27 protein-coding genes, 1 tRNA gene and 1 other RNA gene are annotated in these 26,413 nt (G+C 33.5%); 23 read left to right on the forward strand and 6 right to left on the reverse strand.

The annotated features are described in order from the left end of the window. Nucleotides 1–33: 33 nt before the first annotated feature. Nucleotides 34–690: a DUF1361 domain-containing protein gene (locus tag AC1RPR_RS05030; RefSeq protein WP_481761429.1), complete on the reverse strand. Its 657-nt coding sequence runs from the start codon at nucleotides 688–690 to the stop codon at nucleotides 34–36. 156 nt (nucleotides 691–846) lie between these two features. On the opposite strand from AC1RPR_RS05030, the gene cdaA reads away from it, so the two are divergent. The 17 genes from cdaA (at nucleotide 847) to AC1RPR_RS05115 (ending at nucleotide 16,962) form a co-directional block, all read left to right on the forward strand. Continuing rightward, a complete protein-coding gene (gene cdaA / locus AC1RPR_RS05035) occupies nucleotides 847–1,689 on the forward strand; it encodes a diadenylate cyclase CdaA (RefSeq protein WP_409022241.1) in 843 nt (280 codons plus the stop codon). After that, a complete protein-coding gene (locus AC1RPR_RS05040; RefSeq protein ID WP_481761428.1) occupies nucleotides 1,686–2,819 on the forward strand; it encodes a CdaR family protein in 1,134 nt (377 codons plus the stop codon). Before cdaA ends, AC1RPR_RS05040 begins: the two co-directional genes overlap by 4 nt. A 21-nt stretch (nucleotides 2,820–2,840) precedes the next feature. Continuing rightward, entirely contained in the window at nucleotides 2,841–4,196 is a 1,356-nt protein-coding gene (glmM, locus tag AC1RPR_RS05045; protein ID WP_409022243.1) for a phosphoglucosamine mutase, read from the forward strand. A 215-nt stretch (nucleotides 4,197–4,411) separates the two neighbouring features. After that, the gene (glmS, locus tag AC1RPR_RS05050; protein WP_481761427.1) at nucleotides 4,412–6,229 is read left to right on the forward strand and encodes a glutamine--fructose-6-phosphate transaminase (isomerizing); all 1,818 of its coding nucleotides are present in this window, start codon (nucleotides 4,412–4,414) and stop codon (nucleotides 6,227–6,229) included. A gap of 150 nt (nucleotides 6,230–6,379) precedes the next feature. Beyond that, complete coding sequence (locus tag AC1RPR_RS05055; RefSeq protein WP_481761426.1) at nucleotides 6,380–7,090, forward strand: glucosamine-6-phosphate deaminase; 711 nt, start codon at nucleotides 6,380–6,382, stop codon at nucleotides 7,088–7,090. A gap of 150 nt (nucleotides 7,091–7,240) precedes the next feature. After that, a complete protein-coding gene (locus tag AC1RPR_RS05060) occupies nucleotides 7,241–8,305 on the forward strand; it encodes an ABC transporter ATP-binding protein (RefSeq protein ID WP_481761425.1) in 1,065 nt (354 codons plus the stop codon). A 235-nt stretch (nucleotides 8,306–8,540) separates the two neighbouring features. Beyond that, a complete protein-coding gene (locus AC1RPR_RS05065; RefSeq protein WP_409022247.1) occupies nucleotides 8,541–8,849 on the forward strand; it encodes a hypothetical protein in 309 nt (102 codons plus the stop codon). 77 nt (nucleotides 8,850–8,926) lie between these two features. After that, nucleotides 8,927–8,998, forward strand: a tRNA-Asn gene (locus AC1RPR_RS05070). Nucleotides 8,999–9,149: 151 nt separating this feature from the next. Continuing rightward, nucleotides 9,150–9,302 carry a hypothetical protein gene (locus AC1RPR_RS05075; protein WP_409022248.1) on the forward strand — a complete coding sequence of 51 codons (153 nt, stop codon included), beginning with the start codon at nucleotides 9,150–9,152 and terminating at the stop codon, nucleotides 9,300–9,302. Nucleotides 9,303–9,449: 147 nt separating this feature from the next. Continuing rightward, nucleotides 9,450–10,151, forward strand: coding sequence for a ribonuclease H family protein (locus AC1RPR_RS05080; RefSeq protein ID WP_481761424.1), 702 nt, complete (start codon nucleotides 9,450–9,452; stop codon nucleotides 10,149–10,151). Nucleotides 10,152–10,329: 178 nt separating this feature from the next. Beyond that, nucleotides 10,330–10,674 carry an ArsR/SmtB family transcription factor gene (locus AC1RPR_RS05085; protein WP_409022250.1) on the forward strand — a complete coding sequence of 115 codons (345 nt, stop codon included), beginning with the start codon at nucleotides 10,330–10,332 and terminating at the stop codon, nucleotides 10,672–10,674. 3 nt (nucleotides 10,675–10,677) lie between these two features. Beyond that, complete coding sequence (locus AC1RPR_RS05090; protein ID WP_481761423.1) at nucleotides 10,678–12,357, forward strand: oleate hydratase; 1,680 nt, start codon at nucleotides 10,678–10,680, stop codon at nucleotides 12,355–12,357. Between the two features lie 89 nt (nucleotides 12,358–12,446). Then, entirely contained in the window at nucleotides 12,447–13,598 is a 1,152-nt protein-coding gene (locus AC1RPR_RS05095; RefSeq protein WP_481761422.1) for an aminotransferase class I/II-fold pyridoxal phosphate-dependent enzyme, read from the forward strand. 56 nt (nucleotides 13,599–13,654) lie between these two features. Next, on the forward strand, nucleotides 13,655–13,828 hold the full coding sequence (locus AC1RPR_RS05100; protein ID WP_409022253.1) for a hypothetical protein: 174 nt from the start codon (nucleotides 13,655–13,657) through the stop codon (nucleotides 13,826–13,828). 41 nt (nucleotides 13,829–13,869) lie between these two features. Further along, nucleotides 13,870–14,352: a universal stress protein gene (locus AC1RPR_RS05105; protein WP_481761421.1), complete on the forward strand. Its 483-nt coding sequence runs from the start codon at nucleotides 13,870–13,872 to the stop codon at nucleotides 14,350–14,352. A gap of 141 nt (nucleotides 14,353–14,493) precedes the next feature. Further along, a complete protein-coding gene (locus AC1RPR_RS05110) occupies nucleotides 14,494–15,768 on the forward strand; it encodes a cation:dicarboxylate symporter family transporter (protein WP_481761420.1) in 1,275 nt (424 codons plus the stop codon). Nucleotides 15,769–15,795: 27 nt separating this feature from the next. After that, nucleotides 15,796–16,962, forward strand: a complete 1,167-nt coding sequence (locus tag AC1RPR_RS05115) for an MDR family MFS transporter (protein WP_481761419.1) — start codon at nucleotides 15,796–15,798, stop codon at nucleotides 16,960–16,962. Nucleotides 16,963–16,998: 36 nt separating this feature from the next. Here the strand turns inward: AC1RPR_RS05115 and AC1RPR_RS05120 are convergent, their stop codons facing one another. The 3 genes from AC1RPR_RS05120 to trpX are packed head-to-tail and all read right to left on the reverse strand — an operon-like array spanning nucleotide 16,999 to nucleotide 19,657. Further along, nucleotides 16,999–17,769 carry an ABC transporter ATP-binding protein gene (locus AC1RPR_RS05120; protein ID WP_481761418.1) on the reverse strand — a complete coding sequence of 257 codons (771 nt, stop codon included), beginning with the start codon at nucleotides 17,767–17,769 and terminating at the stop codon, nucleotides 16,999–17,001. Then, nucleotides 17,766–18,659 carry an ABC transporter permease gene (locus tag AC1RPR_RS05125; protein WP_481761417.1) on the reverse strand — a complete coding sequence of 298 codons (894 nt, stop codon included), beginning with the start codon at nucleotides 18,657–18,659 and terminating at the stop codon, nucleotides 17,766–17,768. Before AC1RPR_RS05125 ends, AC1RPR_RS05120 begins: the two co-directional genes overlap by 4 nt. Beyond that, a complete protein-coding gene (gene trpX / locus AC1RPR_RS05130) occupies nucleotides 18,656–19,657 on the reverse strand; it encodes a tryptophan ABC transporter substrate-binding protein (RefSeq protein ID WP_481761416.1) in 1,002 nt (333 codons plus the stop codon). The genes AC1RPR_RS05125 and trpX overlap by 4 nt, the downstream gene beginning before the upstream one ends. Nucleotides 19,658–20,097: 440 nt before the next feature. On the opposite strand from trpX, the gene AC1RPR_RS05135 reads away from it, so the two are divergent. The 4 genes from AC1RPR_RS05135 to AC1RPR_RS05150 all read left to right on the forward strand — a co-directional run bounded on the left by AC1RPR_RS05135 (nucleotide 20,098) and on the right by AC1RPR_RS05150 (nucleotide 23,630). Continuing rightward, on the forward strand, nucleotides 20,098–21,480 hold the full coding sequence (locus AC1RPR_RS05135; RefSeq protein WP_481761415.1) for a L,D-transpeptidase family protein: 1,383 nt from the start codon (nucleotides 20,098–20,100) through the stop codon (nucleotides 21,478–21,480). A 123-nt stretch (nucleotides 21,481–21,603) separates the two neighbouring features. Then, nucleotides 21,604–21,882: a hypothetical protein gene (locus AC1RPR_RS05140; protein WP_409022261.1), complete on the forward strand. Its 279-nt coding sequence runs from the start codon at nucleotides 21,604–21,606 to the stop codon at nucleotides 21,880–21,882. Between the two features lie 33 nt (nucleotides 21,883–21,915). Continuing rightward, nucleotides 21,916–22,722: a Cof-type HAD-IIB family hydrolase gene (locus AC1RPR_RS05145; RefSeq protein WP_481761414.1), complete on the forward strand. Its 807-nt coding sequence runs from the start codon at nucleotides 21,916–21,918 to the stop codon at nucleotides 22,720–22,722. Between the two features lie 101 nt (nucleotides 22,723–22,823). After that, complete coding sequence (locus AC1RPR_RS05150) at nucleotides 22,824–23,630, forward strand: Cof-type HAD-IIB family hydrolase (protein WP_409022263.1); 807 nt, start codon at nucleotides 22,824–22,826, stop codon at nucleotides 23,628–23,630. A gap of 97 nt (nucleotides 23,631–23,727) precedes the next feature. Here AC1RPR_RS05150 and AC1RPR_RS05155 read toward each other — a convergent pair whose 3' ends face one another. After that, on the reverse strand, nucleotides 23,728–24,357 hold the full coding sequence (locus tag AC1RPR_RS05155) for an NAD(P)-dependent oxidoreductase (protein WP_481761413.1): 630 nt from the start codon (nucleotides 24,355–24,357) through the stop codon (nucleotides 23,728–23,730). Between the two features lie 124 nt (nucleotides 24,358–24,481). On the opposite strand from AC1RPR_RS05155, the gene ssrA reads away from it, so the two are divergent. Then, nucleotides 24,482–24,852, forward strand: a transfer-messenger RNA (tmRNA) gene (gene ssrA / locus AC1RPR_RS05160). Nucleotides 24,853–25,184: 332 nt separating this feature from the next. Here ssrA and AC1RPR_RS05165 read toward each other — a convergent pair. Then, nucleotides 25,185–25,481, reverse strand: coding sequence for a bacteriocin immunity protein (locus AC1RPR_RS05165; protein ID WP_481761412.1), 297 nt, complete (start codon nucleotides 25,479–25,481; stop codon nucleotides 25,185–25,187). A gap of 249 nt (nucleotides 25,482–25,730) precedes the next feature. On the opposite strand from AC1RPR_RS05165, the gene AC1RPR_RS05170 reads away from it, so the two are divergent. Continuing rightward, the gene (locus tag AC1RPR_RS05170; protein WP_409022266.1) at nucleotides 25,731–26,309 is read left to right on the forward strand and encodes a TMEM175 family protein; all 579 of its coding nucleotides are present in this window, start codon (nucleotides 25,731–25,733) and stop codon (nucleotides 26,307–26,309) included. Nucleotides 26,310–26,413: the final 104 nt, after the last annotated feature.

The raw sequence follows: 26,413 nt of genomic DNA on the forward strand, positions 1-26,413 counted from the left end.
AGGTGTAACTCGCAATTTATATGCGAGTTACACCTATTTTATTGTTTTTCTATAGACTTCTAAGCAAATGATAATAACTAGTTGGACTATTGTTAGTAAAACGACAAAAGCTAACATTTTAATTGTCCACATATCGGCAATCAATTTTAATGTTAATTTTGGTGATGTTAGTAGGTAAACAGTGTGTAATCTTAAAAAACGACCAATATAGACACCGACAGATGACAAAATAGTTAGGCCAAATATAACGACATAACGAAAATAATAAGGTGTTAAGTGTAGTCGTTCTTTAATTTGGTCGGCAATTTGAGAAAATCCAACGAGTGCAAGTAACGTACATGATAAGGTACTTACCAACAAATAAGTATAGTTTAGCCACATATGAATATCTAATTTAATTAATCCTGTCATTATGTCATAGGGATGCAGTAAGCTTAAATGAAAAATATCAGTTAATAGGTAAGGCGCGTTCGGATAAAAGAATAGCCAAGCTGCTGTTAACAGCCAAAAATAAGTATTTGATAATTTATCTTTGATGTGAAAAGCTAATTCAATTGGCAGATAACCTAAAAATGTATTTAAGAGTAAAAAATTAAAAGGTGATTGTTGGTTGTAAACGAATAAGTAAATAATAATTAAGTAACATATAAAAAATAATCTGATACCGTGCTTTACATTTGTATTTATCATAATGGTCATCCTTTTCTATAGTAACTTCAGTGTAGCAAAAAATGAGATGAAATCAAATTAATAATCCGGTAGATAATAGAAAATATGGCGGGATGAGGAAACAAATCTAACAACGTGGTATAATAAAACGGTTAATAAAATAGAGGAGGCCGAGTGATGTCCATTAACTGGGGTGGTCTTGTAACGTGGGGGCATATGGTCAATATACTAGATATTATCGTTGTCTGGTTTGTTGTTTATGAACTCATGGTACTTTTACGAGGAACAAAAGCGGTTCAACTTTTTAGAGGAATCATAATTATTGTTGTGATTAAGCTAATTAGTGTGGTCGTTGGGCTACAAACTGTATCTTGGATTATGGATCAAGTTATCAATTGGGGTGTTATCGCCATGGTTGTTATTTTCCAACCGGAAATAAGACGTGGATTGGAACATCTTGGTCGTGGATCATTTTTTTCAAGAGGTAAACAGAAAAACAAAGACGAAGAACATATGATTGCTGGACTAGACTCAGCTATTCAATATATGTCAAAACGTCGAATTGGGGCATTAATTACTATCCAAATGAACACTGGATTGGAAGATTATATTGAAACCGGAATTGCATTAGATGCTGAAATTACGGGTGCATTATTAATCAATATTTTCATTCCCAATACACCATTGCATGATGGCGCGGTAATTATTAAAGATAATAAAATAGCTGTTGCGGCGGCTTACTTACCATTATCTGAAAGTAACTTAATTCCAAAAGAATTAGGAACTCGGCATCGTGCTGCAGTAGGTATCAGTGAAGTAACCGACGCAATTACGATTGTTGTGTCAGAAGAAACAGGTTCAGTGACAATTACGCGAAATAACGAACTTATTCGTGATTTATCACAAGAAGATTACCTTAAATTATTGAATACTGAATTAATTAAAGATGATGAACCTAAAAAGAACAACCCTTTCTGGGAATTTTTTGAACATTTCGGGCGTAAGGGGGATAAAAAATGAATCTAAATAAATTTTTTAATAGTCGCTCATTTTTTATTGGAACCTCTTTAATTTTAGCAATTTTATTATTTGTTTATGTTAATTATGATCAGTTAGCAAATACAAATAATTTTTCCGATTCAAAAACAACGAGTCTAGTTGCAAATGAATCAAAAACGATTGAGGCTGGCCTACAAATTACGGCCGATAGTGATAAATACTTTATTACTGGATATCCTAAAAATGTAAAATTAACATTGGACGGTCCTGGCGCTTTAATTACAACAACTGTGAATACACAAAACTTTAGAGTGTTTGCTGATTTAAAGGGTTTAAATCCTGGAAAACATGTTGTTAAGTTACAAGCAGAAGGATTAAACAAAGAAATTAGTTATAAAATTAGTCCCGCTACAATTTCTGTTAATATACAAAAACGTAAGACAACGACATTCCCTATTCAGGTGAAATTTAATGAACGTCGTTTAGCGCAAGGGTATAAGAGTGGGACGCCTGTTTTAGATAATAATACGATTTCTGCATCCGGTGCGGAAGGCGATGTGAATGCTATTTCAGAAGTGGTTGCACAAGTAAATGTCAGCAGCAATCAGATCAAGTCAACAATTTCACAAGAAGTCTTACTTGAGGCCTTAGATGTAAATGGTAAAACTTTAAATGTCGTCATGACCCCATCAACAGTCGGTGTTACAATACCGGTTGAGAGTACTAAAACCACTAAAAAATTACCTTTGAATTTTGTTTCAAGTGGAACTGGCGTATCTGGGAAGACGTATAAGTTTTCAAGTGATACAAAACAAGTAACGGTAACGGGTACAGAATCAACCTTAAGCAAATTAAGTAAACTTGATGTTGTGGTACCAATTAATAAGATTAGTGATTCCGTTACGAAAACAATTAGTATCGATTTGGATAAGAATAATTTAATTTCATCAAATCCAGAATCTGTTAAAGTAAAAATTAGTGCTTCTGGTGGAACCGCAGCATCAAAAACTGAAAGTAGTGAAACAACAACTGATCAGACATCGACGAGCTCTGAAACCAGTTCAGAAAGTAGTGAAAGTGCTACTTCGTCTTCATCGACAAGTTCTGATAGTTCAAGTAGTTCAAGTGAATCAACGAACGCATTAAATTAATTAATTAGTGAGGAGAAAATAATGAAATATTTTGGTACAGATGGTGTTAGAGGAATTGCAAATAAAGAACTAAGTCCTGAGTTAGCATTTAGATTGGGACGTTTAGGTGGGTATGTTCTATCAGAGCATGCACAACTTGAAAATAACGATAGACCACAAGTGCTTGTTGCGCGTGATACACGAATCTCTGGTCAAATGCTTGAACAAGCTTTGATTTCAGGGTTATTATCAGTTGGGATTGAAGTACTCTCATTAGGCGTTATTTCAACACCTGGTGTAGCGTACCTTGTACGTGCCCAAAATGCAGTTGCTGGAATTATGATTTCAGCTTCACATAATCCCGTTCAAGATAACGGCATTAAATTTTTTGGTGCGGATGGTTATAAACTATCTGATGAACAAGAAGAAGAAATTGAAGTTTTATTAGAAAAAGATTCTGATGATTTGCCAAGACCAGAAGGTGAAGGCCTTGGAGTATTAGCAGATTATCCAGAAGGTGTACTGAAATATACACAATTTTTGGAACAAACAATTCCTGATGATTTAGAAGGAATTCATGTTGGAATTGATTCAGCTAATGGCGCAACAAGTGGACTTGTTTCACGTTTGTTTGCTGATTTAAATGCTGAATTTGAAACAATGGCAACTTCGCCTGATGGATTAAATATTAATGATGGCGTTGGTTCAACACATCCAGAAGGATTAGCTAAATTTGTAGTTGAAAATAAGCTTGAAGCCGGGATTGCTTTTGATGGCGATGGTGATAGATGTATTGCTGTTGATGAATTAGGTAATATTATTGATGGCGATAAAATTATGTACATTTGTGGATTATACATGAATGAACGTGGTCGCTTGAAAAAAGAAACAGTTGTGACAACTGTTATGAGTAATATTGGACTATACAAAGCACTTGAAGCAGCTGATTTAACATCAGTTAAAACACAAGTTGGTGATCGTTATGTTGTTGAAAAAATGCGTGCTGACGGTTACAACATTGGTGGCGAACAATCTGGACATATTGTATTCTTAGATTACAATACAACTGGTGATGGGATGCTAACTGCTATTCAATTGCTAAATGTTATGAAGAAAACAGGCAAGAAGTTATCTGAATTAGCTGCAGCTGTTCAGACTTATCCACAAGAACTTGTGAATGTTAGAGTGACAGATAAGCAAGCTGCATTAGATAATCAAAAAATTAAAGATAGTATTGCAGAAGTTGAAGCAGAAATGGCCGGCGATGGCCGAGTTCTTGTGAGACCTAGTGGAACTGAAAATTTATTACGTGTTATGGCCGAAGCACCAACAGAAAAAGAAGTTAAAGCTTATGTTGATCGAATTGTGCAAACAGTTCAAACTGAAATGGGCGTTTAGAAATTAAGCGAAAGAGTCATTTGAATGAAAATTCAAATGACTCTTTTTTTATTTTAAAGTTGATTTAAAATATAGACCAATATATTAATTCTTGACAAAAAAATATCAGAAAGGTATATTAATAGATATTGATAAGGGTTACTTGTTTTTTAAACATCTATACCAATTTTAAAATAATAATAAAAAATACATTTAAAAAAAGGATGACATAAACTATGTGTGGAATTGTTGGCGTAACAGGAAAAACGAATACTGTTGAAATTTTAATTAATGGTTTGGAAAAATTAGAATACCGTGGTTATGATTCAGCCGGTATTTTTGTTGATAACAAAACGGGTGAAGATTACCTTGTTAAAGAGGCTGGACGTATTTCGAATTTGAAGTCGGCCATTGATGATAAGGTTCATGGAACTGCTGGAATTGGACATACGCGTTGGGCAACACATGGCGTACCAAGTAAATTTAATGCCCATCCTCATGTTTCTGAAGATGGCCGCTTTTACCTTGTACATAATGGCGTTATCACTAATTTTTCTGAGTTAAAAGAACAATATTTAAAAGACGTAAATTTTGTTAGTGAAACAGATACTGAGGTTGTTGTTCAATTAATTGGATATTTTGCAAATAAAGAAAATTTAACTGCTAAACAAGCATTCAAAAAAGTTTTATCATTACTTGAAGGTTCTTCATATGCTTTCTTGATGATGGATCGTGAAGAACCAGAAACATTGTTTGTGGCTAAGAATAAGAGTCCTTTATTAATTGGTGTTGGGGATGGCTTTAATGTTGTCTGCAGTGATGCCATGGCAATGTTGAAAGAAACACATGACTTCATTGAACTCATGGATGGTGAAATGGTTATTGTTAAACCTGACTCTATTGAAATTGAAAATAAAGCTGGTGAAGCCGTATCACGTGATTCATATCATGTTGAAATGGATGATAGCGATTCAGAAAAAGGCGCATATCCATTCTACATGCTAAAAGAAATCGATGAACAACCAGCTGTTATGCGACGTTTATTGAGTGAGTATGTTGAAAATGAAGAAACTGTTAAAATTGATGATAGTATTTTAAACGCAATGAAAGCTGCTGATCGCATCTATATTGTTGCTGCAGGGACAAGTTACCATGCCGGATTAGTTGGAAAAGAATTATTTGAAGGTTTAGCTAATGTACCAACAGAAGTACATGTTGCTTCAGAATTTGGTTATCATATGCCATTACTTTCAGAAAAACCATTCTTTATTTTCTTATCACAAAGTGGTGAAACAGCTGATAGCCGTCAGGTTCTTGTAAAAGTTAACGAAATGATGTACCCAAGTTTAACAATTACAAATTCAGCAAATTCTACACTTTCTCGTGAGGCAACATATACGTTATTATTACATGCTGGTCCTGAAATAGCAGTTGCCTCAACTAAGGCATATACAGCTCAAATTGCCGTTGAAGCACTTTTAGCAAAAGCGTTAGGAACAGTTACAAAACAAACAAAAGCTCTTAATTTTGATGTTTATCATGAATTAACAATGGTTGCAAATGCTATGCAAGCTATGGTTGATGATAAAGACTCAATTAATGACTTAGCGAAAGAATTCTTAAGTGAAACGCGTAACGCTTTCTATATTGGTCGTGGTATTGATTACGATGTTTCAATTGAAGCTGCACTTAAATTAAAAGAAGTCTCTTATGTTCAAACGGAAGGTTTTGCATCTGGTGAATTAAAACATGGAACTATTGCCTTGATTGAAGAAGGCACACCAGTTGTAGCTATTATTACTGATAAACCGACTGCAAGTCATACACGAGGCAATGTTCAAGAAGTCTTGGCTCGTGGAGCAAATACAATTATCATCTCAACAGAGACATTAGCAAACGAGGGTGATCAAATTGTATTACCAGATGTTTCTGACTTATTAACACCGTTAGTAAGTATTGTGCCTGCACAATTATTGGCTTACTATACAAGCCTAAACCGTGGCTATGATGTTGATAAACCTCGTAATTTAGCTAAGAGTGTTACTGTCGAATAAGATAGATTGAAGAAATGATATTACCTGTTTAAGGGTAGTATCATTTTTTTGTTTATTATTTGGTATAGACCTATTGCTTTTTTTAAAATGATATTGTATTATTGGACTATACCAATTAGAGGAATAAATAATTGAAAAGAGGACAATCAAATGAAATTAATTATTGTTAAAGACCAAAACGAGGGTGGCCAAAAAGGCTACGAAATTTTTAAAGCTGCTAAAGAAGCAAATGCTAAAGTCTTTGGACTTGCTACAGGAAGCACACCATTAACAACCTATGCCGCAATTACAGCCAGTGACTTAGATTTTACGGATTCAACATCAGTTAACTTAGATGAATATGTTGGTTTAGGTGAAAAAGATTCACAAAGTTACCGTTACTTTATGAATGAAAATTTATTTAGTAAAAAACCATTTAAGACATCTTACTTACCTAATGGTCTTGAAAGTGATTCAGAAAAAGAAACAAAACGTTATGACAAAATTATTGAAGATAATCCAATTGATTTACAAATTTTGGGTATTGGTAAAAATGGTCATATTGGATTCAATGAACCTGGAACAGCTGAAGATAGCTTGACACATAAAGTTCATTTAACGGAGTCAACGATCAAATCAAATGCACGTTTCTTTGATAACGAAAATGATGTTCCTGAATATGCTTATTCAATGGGTATTGGATCAATCATGAAGTCGCACAAGATTTTACTTGAAGCTTTTGGTGAAAGTAAGGCAGAAGCTATTAAGGGAATGATTGAAGGCCCTATAACAGAAGACCTACCTGCAAGTTTCTTACAAAATCATGATGATGTAGTTGTCATTGTTGATGAAGCAGCTGCAAGTTTATTAAAAAATAAATAAAATTATCATCCATATGTAGAACTAATTCATTTAAAGCGTTAAAATAAATGGATTGGTTCTATTTGTGTTTTGTGCTTGCTTGACGGCTGATAGTAAGTCTAGTAACATGATGACAATTGTAAGAAAATACGTTTTTAGGAAGTTGAAAAAATGGTCGATTATAAAATTAGAGTAAAAAATGTCACAAAAGAATATGACTTATTTAAAACAAAATCTGAACATATCAAATCATTCTTTTCTTTTAAAAGTACGACGGTACCTCATTTTTGGTCTCTTAAAGGAATCTCGATGGATGTTATGAGTGGAGAAACACTTGGTTTAATTGGCGTTAACGGCTCAGGTAAATCAACGTTATCCAATATTATTTCGGGGATTATTCCACAAACAACCGGTATTGTAGATGTTCGCGGAGAAACTTCTATTATTGCTATCGGCGCTGGATTGAGAGGCCAACTAACCGGATTAGAAAATATTCGATTAAAAGGTTTAATGCAGGGTCTAACTAACCAACAAATTGATGATATTTTAGATGAAATTATTAATTTTGCTGATTTAGGTGATTTTGTTTATCAACCCGTTAAAAGCTATTCTAGTGGGATGAAATCTCGTTTAGGCTTTGCTATTGCCGTGCATATTGATCCTGATATTTTGATTATTGATGAGGCATTGTCAGTTGGCGATGATACTTTTTATCAAAAATGTGTTGATAAAATTAACGAATTTAAAGAACAAGGAAAAACAATTATTTTTGTTAGTCATTCATTAAAACAAATTGAAATGCTATGCGATCGTGTCGCATGGATCCAATATGGTGATTTAAAACAAGTTGGTCCTACTAAAGAAGTTGTCACTAAATATAAAGCTTATATTGATTGGTTTAAAAAATTATCAAAAAAAGAAAAAACAGCGTACCAAAAGAAACAAAAAGAGGCTCAAAAAGCGTTTAGTATCGATGACTATCTTATTAACCAAGTAGACAAAGAAAGTGCTGATGAAGCAAATTTAGGCGTTTCAAAGCAAGTTATTACCGAAAAGGTAAAAAAGGATTTCTATGGCTCTGTTTTAAATGAAAAAATGTCTAAACCAAGTAAGGTGCTAACAGCTGTGATTTTAGTCGCTGTGGTATTCTTTAGTTTAGTAAATATATCAGGGCATTCAATAAGTCATATTATTGAGAACCCAACAAGTATTGTTCATCCAGATAATACGAAATAATAGGAAAGTGTTGGCGTAGATCATTCGACAGCACTTTTTTAATACAAACTATTGACAACGCTTACATTTGATGTTATCTTAAGTTTGTAAGGTATATGAATTACCTTTATCAATTCTCTTTCTCTCTTATGCTAGCCACTATTGCGATGTAGTGGCTTTTTTTGTGCTTGTTGTACTTATTGTCAAATGTGTTTATACTTAATTAAGAGAATAGATGTAGAAAGTTGGGTTCAATATGAAAAGTCATGAAGTTTTATCATTAATTGAAGAAATTACTAGAAAAGATGGTTCTAAATATTTTGAATTATCGAACATGGTACAAAATGGGAGAGCAGAACTTGCAGTTCAAAGAGATTTATTGAAAGAAGTCCGTATTCTACAGTTAAATATTCCCAGATCATCACACGTTATTAATTATGAAAAATATATTAATCAAAATTTTGAAATGCCACTAGAAGCATTTACTGAATATCAAGAGTGGCATAAAACAGAAGAAGCTCAAAATGATTTGAATGCGATATTAAAAGACAATCATATTGAGTAAATATTACCAAAAATATCTTTACAAAATAGGTTAACCTATGGTATAAAATAGTATAGACAGAAATGAATTATAAAGATTGCTCAGTAGTTCAGCGGTAGAACGCTTGACTGTTAATCAAGATGTCGTAGGTTCGATCCCTACCTGAGCAGTATTCATAGAGGATGATCGACTTACTGCCGGTTATCTTTTTTTATTTATGAACTTAATTTTTTGAGTCCATTATAAGAAATTAATGATTAACTTGAATTATTTCTGAATACAGTTTAAAATTAAGAGATTGTAAGAAAGGGGGATTGCGAAATGTCATCAAACAACCATACAGGTGTCGGTAACGATCGTCGTCCAGTTAATACTCCAAACAAAAAGAACCGTCGTCGTAAACAACAAGAACTTGCTACTTTCTTAAAAGAAAGCAAAGCTAACGACGCAGCAGTTGCAGCAAAAAAAGCATAATTTAGTTAAATAAATGATGGCCACCGTTGATTAGAACGGTGGTTTTTTTGCATACTTTAGAATGAGTATTTTTTATTTAAATATATTTTTAGTGCCTTTTAGCTTACAATAAAAGAATCAATAAACTGACTAATGGAGTGATTTAAATTGGCTAAGAATTTTTATGCAGTATATAAAGGACGTAAAACGGGTATTTTCACAAAATGGCCTGATGTGGCAAAGTTGGTTAATGGATACGATGGGGCACGATACAAAGGATTTGAAACGCGAGATGAAGCCCAAAATTGGATGGATGATGGGGCACCTAGACCAACAGCGACAGGTAGTAAAAAAAGTGCGACAGCAGTTCATCAATCCGTAACTTTAACTTCAGATTCAATTCAAGTCTGGACTGATGGTGGTTCGAGAAATCATGGTAATAAATTAGGCGGTCACGTCCTAGCAGAAGATACTGCGGCATGGGCTTTTTATATTAAAACACCGGGTGAGACCTTTTCTGGTACAGATGGTGAAAAAGGTAAAACTAATAATCATATGGAAATTATGGCATTTCTTCAAGCTATGAAAAAATTAATTGATTTAGGATTACGAGAAGAACACGTCGTATTTATATTAGATTCGAAGTATGTCTTGAATGCAATTCAAAAAAATTGGTTAGTAGGTTGGCAACGTCGAAATTGGAAAAAAGCGGATGGTCAAACAGTACTTAATGTCGAACTTTGGCAACAAGTTGCTGAATTAATACCAGCTTTCACTAATGTTGATTTTGAATGGACAAAGGGTCATGCAGATAATGAAGGTAATAATAAAGTTGATGAATTATTAAATGAAACAATGGATAAAATGTAAGATAGGTGAAGTGGATTTCTACTAATGTAGAGAGCCACTTTTTTTATTTAAATGAATTCAAATTAAGATGAATAAAAAAGATTAGGCAGTAAATTAAAACGTTTACTGAAAGCGGTTGCTAAAATTCTAACGTGGTGTTATTATATTCATGAAGATAGATATAGGGGGATGATTGACAATGGAAGCTGAAGAATTAGAACCAGGGCAATCCGAAGCGCTACAGGAATTTATTTCCAATCTAGATATTTTGAACGCTTTGGCAGATGAAAAAAGACAACGATTAATTATTTTGCTAGGTTCTAAGTCACGGCAAGAGTTAACGGTTTCTGAGCTGGTTGACCGCATGGCGTTATCACAACCGGCAGTTTCACATCATTTGAAAGTTTTAAAAAATGTGGGACTTATTGATTATAAACAAACAGGATTAAAACGTTTTTACTTTTTAACACCTGAAAAAACATTAAACCGTTTGGAACATTTAATTAAAATGATTCGTGAAGGCGAAAAATCGAAGGAGGAATAGATTATGACTCAAAAAGCATATATGATTGGTACAGGTGTTGGTAACTTAGCAGCAGGTATCTATTTAATTCGTGATGGTGGCTGGCATGGTGACCAAATTACGATGTTTGGTTTAGAAAAACATGGTGCTAATGATGGCGCTGCAGTTAAAGATTATGTGACTGAATATGGTAACCAAGGTTTGAGTAATCAAAAAGGATTCCTAGCTAAAGGTGGTCGTATGTTGAATGAAGAAACATATGAAAACTTATGGGATGTTCTTCGAGAAGTGCCATCATTGGATAATCCTGGAAAGACAGTTACAGATGAAATTTTAGATTTTGATCATGCACATCCAACGCATGATATTGCACGCTTAATTGATAAAATGGATGGTATTAGAAATAAAGGCGGTAAGAATGATTATCGTCATATGCAATTTAATACACGAGATCGCGTTTTACTAACAAAATTAATGACGATGCCTGAATCAAAGGAATCAGAGATTAATGATATCAGTATTGAAAAATGGTTTGAAAATAGTCCACACATGTTTACAACTAATTTCTGGTATATGTGGCAAACAACTTTTGCCTTCAAAAAGGAAAGTTCAGCAATGGAATTACGTCGTTATATGAACCGAATGATTCTTGAATTCAGTCGTATTAACACATTGGAAGGTGTTACAAGAACACCATATAACCAATATGAAAGTATTATTTTACCAATGCGTAAATATCTTACAGACCGTGGTGTAACCTTTGTGGATAACCGTAAGATAACTGAATTTAAATTTAAAGATACAGCTTTACGTGACGATATTGTTGTCACTGGTCTTGAATATGAAGAAGTCGATAATGATAATAAAGTCGGCGAAATCATTATTAATGATGGCGATTTAGTATTTGATACGAATGGTTCAATTACAGATAGTTCATCAATGGGCGATATTGATACACCGATTGTGGAAAATATGGACTATGCACCTAGTGCTAAATTATGGAAACAAGCTACTGAACATTTCTATAACTTAGGTAAACCAGATAAATTCTTTAATGATCGTCAACAAAGTGAATGGATGAGTTTTACAGTCACAACTGATAATCATTTAGCAGTAAATGAAATTGCACGGATTACACAACAAGAACCTGGTAATGCATTGAATACCTGGGTTGATAGTAATAATTTATTATCAATCGTGGTTCATCATCAACCTCATTTCCATGCTCAAAAAGAAAATGAGACTGTATTCTGGGGTTACTGTTTATATCCTCGTCGCAAGGGTGATTTTGTTCAAAAACCATTTATCGAGATGACTGGTCGCGAAATGTTAGAAGAATTATTAGGCCATTTGGCTCAAACAGATACAGCTACGAATAATATTAGCCAACGTACAGATGAAATTATGGATAGTGTTGTTAATGTTATACCTGTTTATATGCCATATGCGAGTGCCTTATTTAACCGTCGCGCAATTGGTGATCGTCCTGACGTTGTACCTGAACATTCAAAGAATTTGGCCTTTATTAGTCAATTTGCAGAAATGCCATTTGATATGGTCTTTACAGAACAGTATTCGTTCCGTTGTGCACAAATTGCTGTGTATAAGTTCTTAGGAATTTCAGATACGCAATTAACACCATTACATCATTATGAAAAAATGCCAAAAGTTTTGGCAAAAGCAACGAAAACAATGTTTAGATAAGTTGAAATAACGATTTATAAGAATTTTTATAAATCGTTATTTTTTTGATGTATAATTAAGATTCATTCTAATTCGGAGAAGGTGTCTTAATGATCAAAATAAATACAGTAGCTGATCAGATACAATTATCAGGTATTCGTCGATTTGATGAATGGGTCTCCAAAATAGACGGTATCGATAAGTTAACGTTAGGTGAACCTAATTTCATCACACCTCAACATATTATGGACGCTACAAAAACAGCGCTTGATAACGGACAAACACATTATGAAGCCTCAGCTGGTAATCCAGAATTACGACAGGCAACTGCTGATTATTATAATGAAAAGTTTGAATTGGCTTATGACGCAAAGAATGTTTTAGTGACCGTTGGGGCAACTGAGGCAATTGCTACAGCATTAAAGACGGTAACAACACCAGGAGATTACATTTTAGTACCAGTTCCTTGTTATCCAGCTTACTTGCCATTAATGCAGTTACAAGGCGTTAAACCTATTTTTATGGATACACGTACGACGAACTTTAGGGTAACGGCAGAGCTTATTGAAAAGACATTGCAGGAAAATAAGAATAAAGCTATCGTTGGATTTATATTTAATTATCCAACTAACCCTACCGGTGTTTCTTATGGTAAAATTGAGTTATCTTCTATTAAAGATGTTTTGAAAAAACATGACATTTGGGTGATGAGCGATGAAATTTACTGCGAGTTAACCTATGAACAACCGCATATTTCCATGGCTAATTTGTATCCTGAAGGGACAATTTTAATAATGGGATTGTCTAAATCACATGCAATGACCGGTTGGCGGATTGGGTTTGTATTAGCTGAAGAACGATTAATTAATGCTATGAAAAAGGTCCACCAATATCACGTAACGACCGCGGCAACTTTATCACAAGTAGCTGCACTTGAAGCTGTTAAAAATGGGAAGCAAGATAGTGTACCAATGAGAGATGCTTATCATATTCGTCGTGATAGATTGGTAACAGCCTTAGAAAAATTAGGTTATAATTTAATTAAACCAGATGGCGCCTTTTATTTATTCGTTGAAATACCTAAAAAACTAAAATTAACGTCAGTTGAATTTTGTCAGCAACTTGCTCTGAAAGAAAAGGTAGCTGTTGTTCCAGGTAGTGCATTCACAGAATTTGGTGAGGGCTACTTTAGAATAAGTTTTGCTGCAAGTGATGAACAGTTAGCAAAACTCATCATCGCCTTGGAAAATAGTAAGCATTAAATTCAATTTATTAATCTAATTATGGTACGTTTGTATGAGTAAAAGGAGTGATTAAAATGGATGGAAATGTTGACTGGACAATTGCTGAGCTTAAAAAAATTGAAACAGAAGAAAACCAATTATTGATTGAAGCTACAATTGCGCTATTAAAAGATCAGTCAGTTGAAATTGAGAGCTTGCATGGCTCAATGGAAGGGCAGCTTTGGAGCCCAAGTAACTGGCGTAAGTAAAATCATCAATAATGGCAACAAAACAAGTGAGGAGTGACGATATGAATAATAGATTAGAAAAGTTGGACTTTGACATAACACCGGTAACTTTTAAACGCGTTTTAGTTGCCATAGATGAGGATGATTCTGAATCATCAATTTTAGCTTTTAATTATGCGGTAGCGTTAGCTAAGTTACAACAAATTCCTTTAGGGATTGTTTCAATATTAGAGACAGGTGATATGAATATTTTTGATTCTATGTCACCAGTTGTTATCAAAGAAAATAAAAAATTACTTGAAGAAAGTATCGAACGCTATGTAGATAAGGCGCATGATTTTGGCGTTAAAAATGTACAAGCAATTGTTTCTGCTGGTAGACCAGGTTCTGAAATTGTTGAGAAGGTTATTCCAGATTTTAAACCGGATATTCTAATTTGCGGTTCAAAAACGAATACGCCAAGTAATTCAAAGAAATTATTTATTGGCTCTCAAGCTAGTTATATGGCTCAAAATGCACAATGTTCCGTTAGTGTCATCAGATAATATTTTAAAAATATGAATGTTAAAAGAGCGAAAAACTCATTTTACAGTTTTTTGCTCTTTTTTAATAAAAAAATAACATAATTGTTCGTATATATGATAAGATTAACCATAGTAAATTAAAATATAGTGAGGATGGTTAAATTGAAATATTATAAAGCGTACCGAATTAGTCTTGGGTGGCAAATTTTAATTGGATTAATTTTAGGAATTATTATTGGTGCTATTGGGTATCAAAATAAACTCATTATTAACTCACTTCAACCGCTGGGAACCATCTTTATTAATATGATCAAAATGATTGTCTTACCGATTGTTGTTTCATGTCTAGTGGTCGGAATCGCCAATATGGGAGATATCCACAAATTAGGTAGAATCGGTGGAAAAACATTAATTTACTTTGAAATTATGACAACAATTGCGATTGCATTAGGATTAATTGTTGGTAACTTAACTAAACCCGGACAATTTATAGATATTACAGCTTTAAATAAAGTCGATATTAGTCAATATGTTACAACTGAAAACTCAACCTCTACTGGGTTGAGTACGATTTTAATGCATATTGTGCCAACTAATATTTTTGAGGCACTTGTTAAAGGTGATATGCTGCCTATTATCTTCTTTTCCGTTTTATTTGGACTCGGGACAGCAACGCTAGGTGAGAAGGGAAAACCGATTATTGATTTCTTCTCAGCTGTATCTGAAGTTATGTTCAAAGTGACAAACTGGGTAATGAAATTGGCACCTATCGGTGTTTTTGCATTAATTGGTGTCACAATAGCACAATTAGGCGTTTCTGCTTTAAAACCATTAGGGTTCTTTATTATTGTGACCTATATAACGATGATATTTTTTGTTATTGTAGTAATGGGTCTTGTTGCTAAATTATTTAAAATTAATTTAATCGTCTTGTTAAAGGTAATCAAGGATGAAATGATTCTTGCTTTTTCAACGGCTAGTTCTGAAGCAGCACTGCCTAAAATTATGGAAAAAATGGAAAATTTTGGTGTTAAAAAGGGAATTGTTTCTTTTGTTGTTCCAACAGGATATACATTTAATCTAGATGGATCAGCAATTTATCAGTCAATAGCTGCTCTGTTTTTGGCACAGGCATACCATATTAATTTATCAATTGGACAACAAGTTACATTATTGATTGTGTTAATGATTACGTCTAAAGGGATGGCTGGAGTACCTGGTGCATCATTTGTCGTCCTATTAGCGACAATCTCAACTATTGGTGTTCCTGCTTCGGGGTTGGCTTTTATCGCTGGAGTTGATAGAATCATAGATATGGGTCGTACAACCGTCAATGTTGTTGGTAATTCATTAGCAGCTGTTATTATCGCACAATCAGAAAATGAATTTGATCGTGAAAAGAATCAAAAGTATTTAGAAAAATTGAACATTAAGTAACCTTAAAAAGGGGGCTTTCGGAAAAAAATGACGAAAGAAATTAAATTAAAATGGTTGTTAATAGGTTCAGTGATTAGTAGCGCAGGTTCAAGTTTCGTCTGGCCGTTAACAACAATTTACATGCATAACTATTTAGGTAAAAGTTTAACATTTTCTGGAATTGTACTATTAATAAACTCAGTTGCGACTATTATTGGTAATTATGCTGGTGGTTATTTATTTGATAAATGGCGGCCTTATTATGCGACATTGGTAGGAATCGTAATTGCATGGTTGGCCGTATTAGGCTTAGTTTTCATGCATGGCTGGCCAGCATACCCAATTTTGCTAGTTATTTTGGGTCTTGGTAACGGGATTGTGGCAACAATTTTAAATTCATTTGCGGCCACAATTAGAAGAAAAGATAGTCGATATGTTTTTAATCTCTTTTATTTAGCTTTAAATTTAGGGATTGTTATTGGGACATTATTAGTTGGATACGTGATTGAAGTTAGTGTCACAATGGTCTTTGTATCAGCATTAATTTTATATTCAATATTTTTGATTACTGCTATTTTAGCGTATAGAGTTGATCCAATACGAAAAAAAGTGAAACCAACAAAATCAGAACAATCAGCTGGTGTTAATCCCAAAGTTTGGATTATCGGCGCAATGTGGTTAACATTCCTGGTTATTTGGTTGAGTTACGAGCAATGGCAAAGTAATTTATCAATTTATATGGATAAGTTAGATATTCCATTGAGTCAATATAGTTTATTATGGACGATTAATGCAGGACTCATTGTTTTTGGACAACCACTAGTGACGCTTGTAACGAGAACAATTGCTAAGTCATTATTTAGACAAATTATTATGGGTGTTGGCTTATTTGCGTTATCATTTACAACACTTATTTTTGCGAAAGACTTTTCTCATTTTGTCTTTTCAATGGTCTTGTTGACGTTAGGTGAAATGGTCGCATTCCCAGCCATTCCGGCATGGATTAATGAACTGGCCGAGCCAGGTCAAGAAGGTAAGGCACAAGGAACGATTAATATTGCCGCATCTATTGGTAAAGCGTTAGGACCATTAGTTGGTGGAATCGTAATTGAACGATTGTCATACAACGGTTTGTTCGTTGGTTCGACATTATTAATCTTACTTGCCTTGGCAGTTGTTGTTATTGCAACTAAGAAAGCGAATATAAAATCGTAAAAAAATACCACAACTTTTATAAGGTTGTGGTATTTTTTATTCTAAATCATTAAAATAGGCTAATAAATCAGTCGTAGATAGGTTGGCACGTTTTTCACCTGATAAATCAGATTGAATCTGACCATCATTTAAGACAATTGTTCGATTACCATATGATAATGCGTCCTCTAAGTGATGCGTAATCATTAGACAAGATAATTGTTCTTGTTCAACAATTTCGGCGGTTAATTTTAATAATTCTTGGCTTGTTTTGGGGTCGAGGGCGGCCGTATGTTCATCTAGTAGCAGTAAGTCAGGTTGAATCAAAGTTGCCATTAAAAAACTTAATGTTTGACGTTGACCACCAGACAAGTTTCCAGCAGGTGTATTTAAATGTTCTGATAAACCATTTGGCATCTTTGCGGTTAATTCACGAAATTGCGTCATTTTTTGTTTTAAATGACGAGGTTTAAACCGACGGCGACTGCCTCGATTTAAGGCTAATAATAGATTTTCAGCGACTGTCATTCTAGGTGCTGTGCCCATTTTAGGATCTTGAAAAACACGACTAATATAATTTGTCCGTTTAATATCATTTTCATTCGTAATATTTTTATTGCGTAACATAATTTTGCCACTCGTTGGTTTAATATTACCAGCAATTGTATTGAAAAGGGTCGATTTACCAGCGCCATTAGTACCAATTACAGTTATAAAATCGCCTTTATTGATGGTGAGGTTTAAATTTTTTAAGATTTGTTGCTCCTCAGAAGTACCGGTATTAACGGTAGTGACGATATTGGAAAGTGAAAAAATGGGTTCAGTCATTTTGAATGGCCTCCTTCAAACAAAGTATTTAGTCTTAGCGCTTTTCGGAGAGTTGGTAACATTAAACAGAATGCTAAAATAATAGCAGAAATTAATTTTAAATCGTTTGCGTTAAAGCCTAATGTTAATACAATTAAAATAACAAATCGGTAGAAAATACTACCAATGACAACGGCAACCAAACGTGCTGTTAATGATAAGTTACCAAAAACAACTTCACCGATAATAATTGCAGCAAGCCCAATGACAATCGTTCCGATACCCATACTGATATCAGCATAGCCATTATTTTGCGCGATTAGCCCACCGGCAAGTCCGATGAAGCCATTTGAAACCATTAGTCCTAAAATCTTCATACGATCGGTTTGGATACCAAGTGAGCGGGCCATTTTTTCATTATCACCGGTTGCGATGAACGCTTGGCCTAATTCGGTATTTAAAAAGAAAGCGAGTAAGCCAATACTAATGATAACCAGAATGAGCCCTAATACAACGGAATCAAAAGATGCAGGAAGATTAGTTAGAAAGTGAGCAGAAAAAATTGTATTTTGTCCAAGTAAACTGATATTTGCTTTTGTTAAAATTCGTAGGTTAATTGAATATAAACTTGTCATGACAAGGATTCCAGCTAATAAAATCGGAATTTTACCTTTTGTATAAAGTAACCCGGTGGCTAGACCAGCTAGTGTCCCTGCTAGAAATGCAAAGAATGTGGCCAGAAGCGGGTTAACTCCGTGGATTAGACAAATCACAGTTACGCTGGCGCCCATTGGAAAAGTACCTTCGACAGTCATATCAGGAAAGTCTAAAATTCTAAATGAAAGATAAAGACCAAGACCTAAAACCCCCCATAGGAGTCCTTGTCCGATAGCAGATACAATAATTGTCATTTGATTAACTCTCCTTTATTTTTGGCTTGATCAATTAATGCTTGTGGAATTGTAATATTTAAGGCCTTTGCTGTTTTCAAATTAATAACAAGATCACCTTTTTTTACAAAATTAATTGGTGTTGTTGCAGGGACACTTTTTCCAGAAAGAACGGCAGCAGCCATTTTACCAGTGGCTACACCTAAATCATATTGGTTAATACTAATAGTTGCCAAGCCGCCATTTTTGACCATTGTATCTACTGCAGGGAAAATTGGAATTTTAGCTTGTGTCGCATTTTTAACGAGAGTCTGCATACTTGATGCTACTGTGTTATCCGTGGGGACATAAACGGCATCAACAGATGCTACGAGCGATTGTGACACTTGGTCAACATCATTTGTAGAGGTAATTGTTGCCGATTTAACTTCTAAGCCTGATTTGATTGCTGCAGATTTAAATTGTTGATACTGTTTTGTAGCTGAATCGTCACTTGATGTGTAAAGGACACCCACGGTTTTCATATTAGGTATTAGTTCCTTCATTAAAGCTAACTGTGCTTTAATAGGTGCTTGATCAGAAACACCGGTGATATTATTACCTGGTTTCTGATTGTTGCTAACTAAACCAGAACCTTTTGGATCAGTAACGGCACCTAAAATAATTGGTGTTTTTTTAGTTACATTAGCTAAAGATTGTGCAGAGGGTGTTGCGATACCAATCATGAGATTAACATTTTCATTATTAAACTTGTCACTCATTGATTTTAAATTACTTTGATCAGCTTCAGCATTTTGGAAATCAATATTCACAGACTTACCAGGTACGTAACCTTCTTTTTCTAATCCAGCAATAATTCCTTTATGAATCGCATCCAGTGCAGGATGTGTTGTTAATTGAAGAATACCAATTGTTGGTACTCCTTTAGCGTTTGAAAATGTTGTTGGTTGAAGTGTTGAGAAAAAAGCAATCACTAAGAATAAAAATAACGCAATAATGGTTCCAATTAATCGTTTCATTTTATAAGTACCCCTTTAATTTTTAATAAAAAAAGACAGTCCTCAGATTCGAGGGCCGTCTTGAAAGACAAAACCCCCGCATGAATATACTGATATCCATACAGGGGTTTTGATTTATAGAAACCAAACCGATATACAGATACAATCTGAATAGACAGATTATATCTGTAAAAAACAGACTACAATCTGAATAACCGGCTTTGCCAACGATTATTAAGTTTTACTTGTGAATAAGTCATAGGCTTGATTTCCTCTCTGAGTTAGTTGATAAATGTAGTATAGATAAATCTGATATTATTGTCAAATATTATTTAAAAGATTTTAAAAGTTATAAAGAGTATAATTTAGAAAACAACAAAATTGATTCGACATTCATAGTGCGGTATGATATTTTTATTGGGAATAGCGCACTATGAATTCATAATATGAGGTGAAAAACTATGAAAAAATCGTTAAAGATTGGTATTAGTATCGGAAGTATTTTAGTTTTGGGAATTCTTGGTGGAGCAAGTTTCAATCAAAGTATGCATTTTAATAAAGGCATCACAATTAATGATACAGATGTCAGTGGATTAAGTGTTGATAAAGTTATTAGTAAGTTAAAAAATGAAACGTCAAAAAATGTTATTTATGTAGGTAAAACAAAAATAGTCGATGCAAAAGATACAACAACTGGTTTTACTGATGAAGATAAGCCAGCGATTAAAGCATTGTTGAAGAAGCAACGTACCATTCTTCCTTCAAATGTTAAGAAAAATTATGCGATTGTTCCACAAAAGTTGAATACAACAGTTAAGGATCAATTAAAAGCACAATTAAAAACCCAACTAACAAAGTTAAATAAAACAAGAACAGTGGCTGTTGATGCAAGTCCCATTTTAAAAAATGGAAAAGTATCAGTAACACCTGGGAAAAAAGGGAATCAATATAATGTTAAGCAAATTTTAGCTGCCTATGATAAGGCTGGCTATAGTAGCATTACGAAGTTGAAGGATACTGAACTCCAACCTTTATCTGCTGACAGTAAAACAGTTAAAGCTGATACTGAAAAATTGGATACACTAGCTGCTAGACAGACTGTTTATACCGTTCAATCAACGAAGTATACGTTGAAGGGTGCAGATATTCTTAAGCAAGCAACTGTTGAAGATGGTAAATATGTTGTTGATACGAGTGGTATTTCTGCAAAAGTAGATGAAATTAATAAGAAACAAGCAACATTGAATAAAAAGTATAATTTTAAAACGGCTACAGGAAGTACTGTTCCAGTTAGTGGACAATCATATGGTTGGGCCCTTGGAATGAATGACTCAGTGACACATGTTTTGACAGCGTTAGAAGATGGTACTGCAGCTATTGACGCAACCAATGATAAATATGGTGTTGGCTATAATACTTATGGAACTGGTTACACAACGACTGCAAATGATGGACTTGGAGATACGTATGCTGAAGTGTCAATTGCGCAGCAGAAAGTTTGGATCCATAAAAATGGCAAGGTTGTTTTAACAACTGATGTTGCAACTGGTAAACATAGTACTGGTGAAGATACAACTAAGGGTGTTTGGTATATTATGTACAAACAAACGCCATCAATACTTAAAGGTAGTGAAGTTGGTAAAGCTAATTATTCTGTCAAAGTTAGTTACTGGGCTCAATTCACAAATAGTGGAATTGGTTTCCATGACGCTAGTTGGAGAACAAATTGGTCTAAAACAGCTTATCTTAAAGATGGTTCTGGTGGTTGTGTTAATACAAAACCAGCCGCAATGGCAACTTTATTTGCGAACGTTTCACAAAACGAACCTGTTGTTGTTTATTAATTTAAGGCTTAATCAGTTCTTAAACTGGTTAAGCTTTTTTTAATGATTTATTATTAATAACTTCATAGATAAGTCATAAAGCCAAGGTAGTATGAACCTATACCAGAAAGGAAGTTTAACAAAATGAAAATAGATAAAAACAAAGATAATAAATTAATAAGTGATAATATCGTTTCTGCACAAGTCATTGCGTTGAACAATCATATTATTACTGTAAAAACTGAAAATTCAGAAATTATAAAAATTAAACAACCAAATAGTACAAAAAATGACAAGATATTTCTAGAGACAATGAAAGATATTTTACGGTCGGGATTGTGGATTCCTGTGAATCGAGTCATGCAAATTATAATGCGTTATGACTGGTTTGATACGCCATTTGAAGAATATAGTTATGTATAGAAATCATGTATAATAACGTTAGAGGTGGCAGGGATGACGATTAAATTAATTGCAGTAGATTTAGATGGTACATTTTTAAGGGATGATAAATCATACGATAAAGAAAGATTTTCGCATCAATTTGAAAGGATGCAACAACAGGGAATACATTTTGTGGTAGCAAGTGGGAATCCAACCTTAGCCATTGAACAATATTTTAAAGAAATTAAAGATAAAATTGGTTACGTTGCTGAAAATGGAGCAGTCATTCAAGATGCAAAAGAGTTATTGAAAGAATACATTTTTGAAAATAGTCTCTATCAAGAAACGATTCAGTATTTGAAGGAAACATTCACTGAAATAGGACTATTAGCGGTTAATAATCAAGGAGGTTTCTATGATAAACGGGAATCTGATACATTTATTCAAGATGTAAATGATTATTATCCGAAAGTAACCGGAGTCGATAATTTGGTATCACTTAATCAAGGAATTTCTATGCTGACGGGTCATTTTCCCGTGTCGTTATATGAAAGAATATCATTACAATTAAATACTGAAATGAATAATAAACTTCAAGCAAAAGCGTCTGGATTTGGTTATATTGATATTAATTTAGTGAACGCGACAAAGAAAAACGGCATAAATTTACTACAAAATCGTTGGCAAATCTTGGATGAAGAAGTTGCGACATTTGGGGATAATGATAATGATCAAGAAATGTTGGCGTTCACGCCGAATAGTTTTTCTATGGCTAGCGGATCAAAGTTAGCTAAAAAAACAGCAAAACACATCATTGGGTTGAATCAAAATGATAGTGTTTTGGATAGCATTGATGATATTTTAAATCATAAATTGTAAAGAAACGTTCTTTTCCAAGGGGCGTTTCTTTTTAGTTCTTTGTATCCGTTTACTTATGCAGTATAATAGAGTTATTAAAGCATAATCGGAGGAATGTAATTTTGACAGTCAAGATAATTGCAGTGGATTTAGATGGTACATTTTTAAGAGATAATAAAACGTTTGATGAAGTTAGATTTAGTCACCAATTAGTTGAACTAAAAAATAAAGGGATTCATTTCGTGGTAGCAAGTGGAAATCAAGTTATGAAAATTAAAGATATTTTTAAACGTATCTCTGGTGAAATAGGTTACGTTTCAGATAACGGTGCGGTTATTTATGATGGCAACACCCATATCAGATCATTTAATATTGATCCAGCCGTATTTGAAAAAACAGTTTTATATATCCAAAAGGTATCGCCAAATTATGGAATCTTAGCATCAACAGATGAGAGTGGGTATATTGATGCAAGTGAGTCTGATAACTTTGTAGAAATGGCTAATACGTACTATCCAGACATTATTAAGGTCCCTAATTTAAGTAAGGTTGAAAAAACTATTTCTAAAGTTACGATTAATGGCCCCATTGACGAATATAAAACATTTGCGGTTAAATTAAAAGAAAATGTTGATGAATCATTAGTTGCAAAAGTTTCTGGTTTTGGATTTATTGATATCAATGTTAAAGAGGCAACAAAACAAAATGGGTTAAATGCTTTGCAAGAATTATGGGATGTAAAAGATGATGAAGTAGTAACCGTTGGAGATAATGATAATGATGCTGAGATGTTGGCATACACACCATTAAGTTTTGCAATGGAAAAGTCTTCAAATATGGCAGCTAAAATGGCAAATCATCGTATCGGTTCAAATCAAGATGATAGCGTCTTAGATTTAATTGATGACGTTTTAGCAGGTAAATATTAAAATATAATTTAGATAATGACGTAAAAATAAGTGATGATTATCACTTATTTTTTTACAAAAAAAACCACTTTCTTGTGAAAGTGGCAGATAATTAAATTTATTTAGAAACAACGCTAAAACGTTCTTGATGATGTGAATTAGATTCAATTTCATCAACCAATGCGATAGAGAAGTCGGCATAGCTAATTTCACTATTACCTTGTGAATTCATTGTTAAAACGTCACCGGCAATTTGATAGTGGCCTGTTTTTTCGCCACTAGGATTGAAAAATGCAGCTGGTGAAATATAGACCCAATCTACATTTGAAACGGTACGGAGTGTGACTAAAGCATCACGCATATTTTTGGCTGTTGCTTTAGCACCTTCAGGGAAGTCAGGTGTATCACCAAGTAACAGTGTTTTTTCAGAATCAACGAAAAGACTACTTGCGCCACCAACAATAACGAGCTTAACCTTAGTATCAGCTAAGATATCCGTTAAATGTTTTAATGATGTTTGATGAAGATTTTCTTGACCAAATGGAGCGTTAAAAGCATCTACAATAACATCAAATAATTCTAAATCAGCAGTTGTTAACTTGAAAAGATCTTTTTCTATAAAAGGAACATCTTCTGTTAATTTGCTTTTATTTCTAATAATAGCAGTAACATCTAAATGACGAGAAACTGCCTCTTTTAATGTAGATTGTCCTTGTTTACCAGTTGCACCAATAATTCCAATTTTCATTTTATAACTCCCTTTCTAAGTAACTGTCTTCACAATAGTTGAATGACATTTTTTTGTCAAAGAATAAGTCGTCAGGTTACATCTTTATTTTAACTGATAAATATGGTATGTTTATAGTTGTTATGGGGATGTTCAGGATTCGACAGGTATAGGTTGAGCTTGGATTGCGTTTCGAAGTTTGCGTCTTCGTTAAAACGCTCAGTTAAATTATAACTGCAAAAAATAATAGTAATACTTACGCTTTAGCTGCTTAATAGCGCTCTAACGTAGATCCTCCTAGTATCGTCCATGTGCTAGATCTGGGTCCTAAATTAAGTGGACTTACGTTAACTTCTTCCACCTGGAGAAGTTAAAAGAGACTAATCAGGTTAGTCAGACGTGTTAGCCCTGTTATACGGCGCTACGGTTGGCGAATTTTAAATAGTATAACTATGAACGTAGATGTTTGAGTGGCAATATGCTTGGACGCGGGTTCGACTCCCGCCATCTCCATTTTACAGTTTGAATAAGGTTGAAAAGCCTTATAAAATATCACTTTTGCATTTTAAAAGTTTGAATAAGATTGAATGAGTTTGAATGCAAATTAAGGTGTTTTTAAGGTGATTTTTGACAATCCTATTCAACATAACAGATGAAAAGATGACTTGATTCGACGAGTTATCTTTTTTATTTTGCCATAAAATTAGAGGTCTATTATGAAAAAATAAATTAATTTGTTAGAAATTACGGACACAAAAAATGACCATTTACAAAGGATTATTTTTGTAAGTAGTCGTTTTTTACGAACTTTATATTAAAATAAAGGTATAAACCAAGAAAGAATATAGTTAGTAACCATATCTAATATTGGAGATAGAGGTTAACTCTTTTAATTTTTTAGATTGATTGTCAGATAAAGGTTGTTCATCATTCCTGATGGCTTTAGAAAGATCTAAGTTCATGCGACTTAAAATGAATGGAACAGAAGAACGTTTTTGTTTTAGTTCTTCGAGATAAGCTTGTAACGTAATTTTAAGTGTATTATTACCATTATTTGTACTTAAATCAGTTAATAAATCGGTAATAATTTGTTCGGCCTGTTTTCCACGATCATCTCCGCCGGAAAACCATTTTAATTTATTCATAGACTAGAACTCCTTAATTTATTTGTATTAACTAATAATATATTAAAATATATAAATTAAAGAGAAATAGTTAACATAATAAATGATAAATATGGTCCCAGTTGATCATTAAAATATAAATTAACCTACCAGTTTATGCCTGCCATATTTGTTGGAAGTATATTTTATCTTTAAAAAGTGGAATTATTTTTAGTTGATTTAATGACTAATCTTTGTAATACTAAATTTATAAAAATTTAGGGGGTTCGTATGTCAAAAGGTAGAGTTGAAGCGTTCACAGATGCTGTAGTTGCTATTATTATGACAATCATGGTTTTAGAGTTAAAAGCACCAGAGGGAGACACATTTTCAGATTTAATACCGCTTCAAAGTACTTTTTTAGCTTACGTATTAAGTTTCTTTTTAATTGGTGTCACCTGGAATAATCATCATCACATGTTTCAATTGGCGGATAAAATCAATGGGCGGGTGTTGATTGTTAATACTGGATTTATGTTTGTAATGTCATTCATGCCATTTGCAACAAGCTGGGTTGGTGAACATTATAATAAATTTGCGCCTGCCTTTTTATATGGCCTTGTCTTTCTATTATTTAATATTATGTATGTAGTATTAACTAATGAATTACTTCGAGCAAATGGGCCTGAATCAAATTTAGCAAAAGCAATTAAAAATGACAATAAAACATGGGTGTCGTTATCTTTTTCACTTATTGGATTGATGTCAGTATTTATTAAACCAGAGTTGGTGTTAATTTTTTGTCTGATTGTACCATCAATTTGGTTTATACCTAATCGATTAATTGAAAATTTCTATAAAGACAAATGAAAAAAAGTTCCAACAAGAAATTTCTTGTGTAATAATCCCTTTATGGTTGTCAGATGAAATAATATAATTTCATCCGATAATCATGGAGGGATTTTTGTATGTCC

The sequence above is a fragment of the Dellaglioa sp. CoH-57-MRSF-22 genome (assembly GCF_056781895.1).

What these genes read in the sequence shown, in the direction of transcription:
- AC1RPR_RS05065 (WP_409022247.1), top strand. Translation starts at nt 8,541, where the DNA reads ATGAAAAGTCATGAAGTTTTATCATTAATTGAAGAAATTACTAGAAAA.
- AC1RPR_RS05105 (WP_481761421.1), top strand. Translation starts at nt 13,870, where the DNA reads ATGAATAATAGATTAGAAAAGTTGGACTTTGACATAACACCGGTAACT.
- trpX (WP_481761416.1), bottom strand. Translation starts at nt 19,657, where the DNA reads ATGAAACGATTAATTGGAACCATTATTGCGTTATTTTTATTCTTAGTG.
- AC1RPR_RS05100 (WP_409022253.1), top strand. Translation starts at nt 13,655, where the DNA reads ATGGATGGAAATGTTGACTGGACAATTGCTGAGCTTAAAAAAATTGAA.
- AC1RPR_RS05120 (WP_481761418.1), bottom strand. Translation starts at nt 17,769, where the DNA reads ATGACTGAACCCATTTTTTCACTTTCCAATATCGTCACTACCGTTAAT.
- AC1RPR_RS05145 (WP_481761414.1), top strand. Translation starts at nt 21,916, where the DNA reads ATGACGATTAAATTAATTGCAGTAGATTTAGATGGTACATTTTTAAGG.
- AC1RPR_RS05090 (WP_481761423.1), top strand. Translation starts at nt 10,678, where the DNA reads ATGACTCAAAAAGCATATATGATTGGTACAGGTGTTGGTAACTTAGCA.
- AC1RPR_RS05140 (WP_409022261.1), top strand. Translation starts at nt 21,604, where the DNA reads ATGAAAATAGATAAAAACAAAGATAATAAATTAATAAGTGATAATATC.
- AC1RPR_RS05055 (WP_481761426.1), top strand. Translation starts at nt 6,380, where the DNA reads ATGAAATTAATTATTGTTAAAGACCAAAACGAGGGTGGCCAAAAAGGC.
- AC1RPR_RS05125 (WP_481761417.1), bottom strand. Translation starts at nt 18,659, where the DNA reads ATGACAATTATTGTATCTGCTATCGGACAAGGACTCCTATGGGGGGTT.
- AC1RPR_RS05155 (WP_481761413.1), bottom strand. Translation starts at nt 24,357, where the DNA reads ATGAAAATTGGAATTATTGGTGCAACTGGTAAACAAGGACAATCTACA.
- AC1RPR_RS05040 (WP_481761428.1), top strand. Translation starts at nt 1,686, where the DNA reads ATGAATCTAAATAAATTTTTTAATAGTCGCTCATTTTTTATTGGAACC.
- glmS (WP_481761427.1), top strand. Translation starts at nt 4,412, where the DNA reads ATGTGTGGAATTGTTGGCGTAACAGGAAAAACGAATACTGTTGAAATT.
- AC1RPR_RS05030 (WP_481761429.1), bottom strand. Translation starts at nt 690, where the DNA reads ATGATAAATACAAATGTAAAGCACGGTATCAGATTATTTTTTATATGT.
- AC1RPR_RS05075 (WP_409022248.1), top strand. Translation starts at nt 9,150, where the DNA reads ATGTCATCAAACAACCATACAGGTGTCGGTAACGATCGTCGTCCAGTT.
- AC1RPR_RS05135 (WP_481761415.1), top strand. Translation starts at nt 20,098, where the DNA reads ATGAAAAAATCGTTAAAGATTGGTATTAGTATCGGAAGTATTTTAGTT.
- AC1RPR_RS05115 (WP_481761419.1), top strand. Translation starts at nt 15,796, where the DNA reads ATGACGAAAGAAATTAAATTAAAATGGTTGTTAATAGGTTCAGTGATT.
- AC1RPR_RS05165 (WP_481761412.1), bottom strand. Translation starts at nt 25,481, where the DNA reads ATGAATAAATTAAAATGGTTTTCCGGCGGAGATGATCGTGGAAAACAG.
- AC1RPR_RS05170 (WP_409022266.1), top strand. Translation starts at nt 25,731, where the DNA reads ATGTCAAAAGGTAGAGTTGAAGCGTTCACAGATGCTGTAGTTGCTATT.
- AC1RPR_RS05060 (WP_481761425.1), top strand. Translation starts at nt 7,241, where the DNA reads ATGGTCGATTATAAAATTAGAGTAAAAAATGTCACAAAAGAATATGAC.
- glmM (WP_409022243.1), top strand. Translation starts at nt 2,841, where the DNA reads ATGAAATATTTTGGTACAGATGGTGTTAGAGGAATTGCAAATAAAGAA.
- cdaA (WP_409022241.1), top strand. Translation starts at nt 847, where the DNA reads ATGTCCATTAACTGGGGTGGTCTTGTAACGTGGGGGCATATGGTCAAT.
- AC1RPR_RS05095 (WP_481761422.1), top strand. Translation starts at nt 12,447, where the DNA reads ATGATCAAAATAAATACAGTAGCTGATCAGATACAATTATCAGGTATT.
- AC1RPR_RS05085 (WP_409022250.1), top strand. Translation starts at nt 10,330, where the DNA reads ATGGAAGCTGAAGAATTAGAACCAGGGCAATCCGAAGCGCTACAGGAA.